This is a genomic window from Streptomyces sp. NPDC089915 (assembly GCF_040684675.1).
In the GTDB taxonomy this organism is placed as follows: domain Bacteria; phylum Actinomycetota; class Actinomycetes; order Streptomycetales; family Streptomycetaceae; genus Streptomyces.
This window is the reverse complement of sequence record NZ_JBFBGN010000241.1, coordinates 1-4,897: the sequence shown is the minus strand read 5'-3', so window position 1 is coordinate 4,897 and position 4,897 is coordinate 1. Positions and strand designations below refer to the sequence as shown.

The 4,897-nt window shown below is 75.5% G+C and carries 2 protein-coding genes; both read left to right on the top strand.

The window, feature by feature from the left end; translation table 11 throughout:
* The coding region (locus AB0O29_RS34070) for a KR domain-containing protein (RefSeq protein WP_365159771.1) at positions 1 to 1,203 on the top strand (1,203 nt) is incomplete at its 5' end.
* A 127-nt stretch (positions 1,204 to 1,330) separates the two neighbouring features.
* Positions 1,331 to 4,897: type I polyketide synthase (locus AB0O29_RS34065; protein ID WP_365159768.1), on the top strand; the 3,567-nt coding region annotated here is incomplete at its 3' end.

Sequence of the window (4,897 nt, the reverse complement as noted above, 5' to 3'; positions counted from 1 at the left end):
GCCGAACTCCGCGCGGAGCTCACCGCGCTGGGCGTCCCCACGACCGTCACGGCGTGCGACGCGAGCGACCGCACCGCCCTGGAGGCCCTCCTCGCGGGCGTTCCGGCAGACGAGCCCCTCACCGCCGTCCTGCACACCGCCGGCACCCTCGACGACGGGCTCGTCGAGACGCTGACGCCCGAACGGTTCGAGTCCGTCCTGCGCTCCAAGACCCTCGCGGCCCACCACCTCGACGAACTCACCCGGGACGCGGACCTGGACGCCTTCGTCCTGTTCTCCTCCGTCGCGGGCACCCTGGGCTCCCCCGGCCAGGCCAACTACGCCGCCGCCAACGCCGGTCTGGACGCGGTCGCCGAACGGCGCCGGGGCCTCGGCCTGCCGGCCGTCTCGCTGGCGTTCGGCGCCTGGGCGGGCGGGGGCATGGCCACCGACGGGACCGGTGAGGTCGACGACCGGCTGGCCCGGGGCGGGGTGGTGCCGATGCTCCCCGAGCACGTGCTCCCGGCGGTCGCCCGGGCCGTCGCCGCGGGCGCCCCCACGGCCGTGATCGGCGCCCTCGACTGGGAGCGGTTCGCCCGGGACTTCACCGCGGGCCGGCCCAGCGCCCTGCTCACCGGCGTGCCCGAGGCCGCCCGGGTCCTGGACGCGTTGGCCGCCGAGCGGGCCGGCACGTCGGGCGGGGAGCCGGCCGTGGCCGGGCTGCGCGAGCGGATCGCCGCACTGGCCCCCGAGAAGCGGACGGCGGCCCTGGTGGACCTGGTGTGCGTGCACACCGCGGTCGTCCTGGGCCACGCGGACAAGCGGACGGTCCAGCCGCACCGTACCTTCCGCGAACTGGGCTTCGCCTCGCTGACCGCCGTCGAGTTCCGCAACCGGCTCGGCTCGGCCACCGGGATGCGGCTCAGCCCCACGATGGTGTTCGACCACCCGACCCCGCTCGCCCTGGCCGGGCGGCTCCTCGCCGACATGGAGCTGGACACGGACCCGGCCGCCGCGCTGTGGGAGGACGTGGAGCGGATCGAGCGCGCGGCGCTCGCGCTGGAGGACGCGGACGGGACCCGCGGCGAGATCGCCGACCGGCTGCGCGTCCTGCTGGGGAAGCTCGACCCGGCCGGCGCGGAGGAACCCGCCGCCCTGGAACTCGACGACGCCGACGCCGGGGACGTCTTCGCCTACATCGACCAGAAGTACGGGGCCCTCTAGCCCGCCGGCCCGCCGGGAACCCCCCTCCCGGCGGGCCCTCCCGTACTCCCGCTCCTCCCCCGCCTCCCCCGAACGCCACCACGCCTGCCCGCCCCGCACCACCACACGAACCGGGTGACCTTCCAGCATGTCCAACACGCCCCACACGTCCAACGAGGCGAAGCTCCTCCAGTACCTCAAGCGCGTCACCTCCGACCTGGACAAGGCGAACGACCGCCTGCGCGAGGTGGAGGACGCCGCCGGTGAGCCGATCGCCATCGTCGGGATGAGCTGCCGCTTCCCGGGCGGGGTGGAGTCCCCGGAGGAGTTCTGGGAGCTGCTGGCGTCCGGGGCCGACGGCATCACCCCCTTCCCCGGCGACCGGGGCTGGGACCTCGACCGCCTCGTGGACGAGGACCCCGAGCGGACGGGTACCTCGTACGTCCGCGAGGGCGGATTCCTGCGCGGGGCGGCCGAGTTCGACGCCGGGTTCTTCGGGATCTCCCCGCGCGAGGCCCTCGCGATGGACCCGCAGCAGCGGCTGCTCCTGGAGACGGCCTGGGAGGCCGTGGAGCGGGCCGGGCTCGACGCGGCGCCGCTGCGCGGATCGGCGACGGGCGTGTTCATCGGCACCAACGGCCAGGACTACGGGACCCTGGCCGCCGCCTCCGCCGACGACCTCGGCGGGTACGTGGGGACGGGCAGCGCGGCGAGCGTGGTGTCGGGCCGCATCTCGTACGTACTGGGCCTGGAGGGCCCGGCGGTGACCGTGGACACCGCCTGCTCGGCGTCCCTGGTGGCCCTGCACCTGGCGGGGCAGGCCCTGCGGCGCGGGGAGTGCACGCTGGCCCTCGCGGGCGGCGTGACGGTGATGTCCACCCCGTCGACGTTCGTGGAGTTCAGCCGCCAGCGCGGGCTGGCCCCCGACGGCCGCTGCAAGTCCTTCGCGGACGGCGCCGACGGCACCGGCTTCGCCGAGGGCGTCGGCATGCTCCTCGTGGAACGCCTGTCGGACGCCGTGCGCAACGGACACCCGGTACTGGCCGTCGTCCGCGGCAGCGCGGTAAACCAGGACGGCGCGAGCAACGGCCTGACCGCCCCCAACGGCCCCTCCCAGCAGCGCGTCATCCGCCAGGCACTGGACGCGGCCGGACTTACCACCGCCGACGTCGACGCCGTCGAGGCGCACGGCACCGGCACCAAGCTCGGTGACCCCATCGAGGCCCAGGCCCTCCTCGCCACCTACGGCCAGGACCGCGAGGGCGGCGAGCCGCTGTGGCTGGGGTCCGTCAAGTCGAACATCGGGCACACGCAGGCGGCGGCGGGCGTGGCCGGGATCATCAAGATGGTGCAGGCCATGCGGCACGGGGTGCTCCCGCGCACCCTGTACGTGGACGCCCCGTCGGCGGAGGTCGACTGGTCGGCGGGCGCGGTGGAAGTCCTCGCCGAGCAGCGGGCCTGGCCCGAGACGGGCCGCCCGCGCCGTGCGGGCGTCTCCTCGTTCGGCATCAGCGGCACCAACGCCCACGTCATCCTGGAGGCCGCCCCCGCCACGGCCGCCCCCGCACCGGCGGGCGAACCGGTCGCGGGTCCCCTTCCGGTGGCGCTGTCGGCCCGCTCCCCCGAGGCCCTCCGGGCGCAGGCGGCCCGGCTGGCCGACCATCTGGAGCGGCGCCCCGAGCTCGGGCTCGCCGATGTGGCCTACTCCCTGACCCGGCGCACCGACCTGGAGCACCGGGCGGTGGTCGTGGGCCGGGACCGCGAGGAGGTCCTCGCCGGGCTGCGGTCCCTGGAGCGCGACGGCGGCGGATCGGCGGCCGGCCCGGGCGGCGGCCCGGCGGTGCTGTTCACGGGACAGGGCAGCCAGCGGCCGGGGATGGGCCGGGGGCTGTACGAGGCGTTCCCCGTGTTCGCGGCCGCGTTCGACGCGGTGTGCGCGGAACTGGGTGACGGGCTCAAGGAGGTCGTCTTCGGGGACGACGCCGACGCCCTGAACCGTACGGGGACCACCCAGCCGGCCCTCTTCGCGGTCGAAGTCGCCCTGTTCCGGCTCGTCGAATCGTGGGGCGTCGTCCCGCAGTTCGTCGGCGGGCACTCCGTCGGTGAGATCGCCGCCGCACACGTCGCCGGGGTCCTGTCGCTGCGTGACGCCGCCACCCTCGTCACCGCACGCGGCAAGCTCATGGAAGCCCTGCCCGAGGGCGGGGTCATGGTCTCCGTCCAGGCGGGCGAGGAACAGGTCACCCCGCTCCTCGTCCCGGGCGCCGCCATCGCCGCCGTCAACGGACCGAACGCCGTCGTCATATCCGGAGCCCGCGAAGCCGTCGAAGGCGTCGTCGCGCTCCTCACCGCCCAGGGCGTGAAGGCGAAGGCCCTGCGCGTCAGCCACGCCTTCCACTCCCCCCTCATGGACCCCATGCTGGAGGAGTTCCGCACGGTCGTCGCGGGGCTCGACTTCGGCACGCCGAACATCCCCTTCGTCTCCGCCCTCACCGGCGGCCTCGTCACCGACGAAATAGCCCGCCCCGACTACTGGGTGGACCACGTCCGCGAAGCCGTCCGCTTCCACGACGCCGTCCGCACCCTGGAGGCCGAAGGCGCCGCCACCGTCCTGGAGCTGGGCCCCGACGGCGTGCTCACCGCCATGGCCCGCGCCTGCCTCGCCGAGGACTCCTCGACCGTCCTCGTCCCCAGCCTCCGCCGGGACCGCGACGAGGCCGTGTGCGCCGTAACCGCCCTCGGAGCGCTCCTCGTCGCCGGGGCGGTCGCCGACCGCGCCGGGTTCTTCGCGGGTTCGGCCGTCTCCCGGGTGGAGCTGCCCACCTACGCCTTCCAGCACCGCACCTTCTGGGTGTCCACCTCCGTCGGCTCGGTCGGCGACGTGGCCTCCGCCGGGGTCGCCGCCGCCGATCACCCCCTCCTGGGTGCCGCCGTCACCCTGCCCGGCGCGTCCGGGATGCTGTTCACCGGCCGGCTCTCCCTCCACTCCCACCCCTGGCTGCTCGACCACCAGGTACACGGCCAGGTCGTGTTCCCCGGCGCGGCCATGGTGGAACTGGCCGTACGGGCCGGGGACGAGGTCGGCCACGGGCTGCTCGACGACCTGACGATCGAGGCCCCGCTCGTCCTGCCGAAGTCCGGCGGGGTCCAGCTGCGGCTGATGCTGGCCGAACCCGACGGGCACGGCCGGCGGGCGCTGAGCCTGTTCTCCCGGCCGGAGGACGCCGACACCGCCGAGCCGTGGATCCGGCACGCCAGCGGCGCGGTCGCCGTGACCCCGGCCGCACCGGGCGCGCCCCTGGCCGCCTGGCCCCCGGCCGGTGCCACCGCCCTCGACGCCGACTGCCTGTACGAGGTCCTCGTCGCGCTCGGCTTCGGCTACGGGCCGGCCTTCCAGGGGCTGAAGGCCGCCTGGCAACTCGGCGAGGAGGTCTACGCCGAGGTCTCCCTCCCCGAGGAGACGGCCGCCGACGCGGGCCGCTACGGCATCCACCCCGCCCTCCTCGACGCCGCCCTGCACGGCATCGGCCTGGGTTCCTTCGTCTCCGACGAGGGCGGCGCCCGGCTCCCCTTCGCCTGGTCCGGGGTCTCCCTCCACGCCACCGGCGCCTCCGCCCTGCGCGTGCGGATCGCGCCCGCCGGTACGGACTCGGTGTCGCTGGCCCTCGCCGACCAGACGGGGCAGCCCGTGGCCGACGTGGAGTCCCTCGCGCTG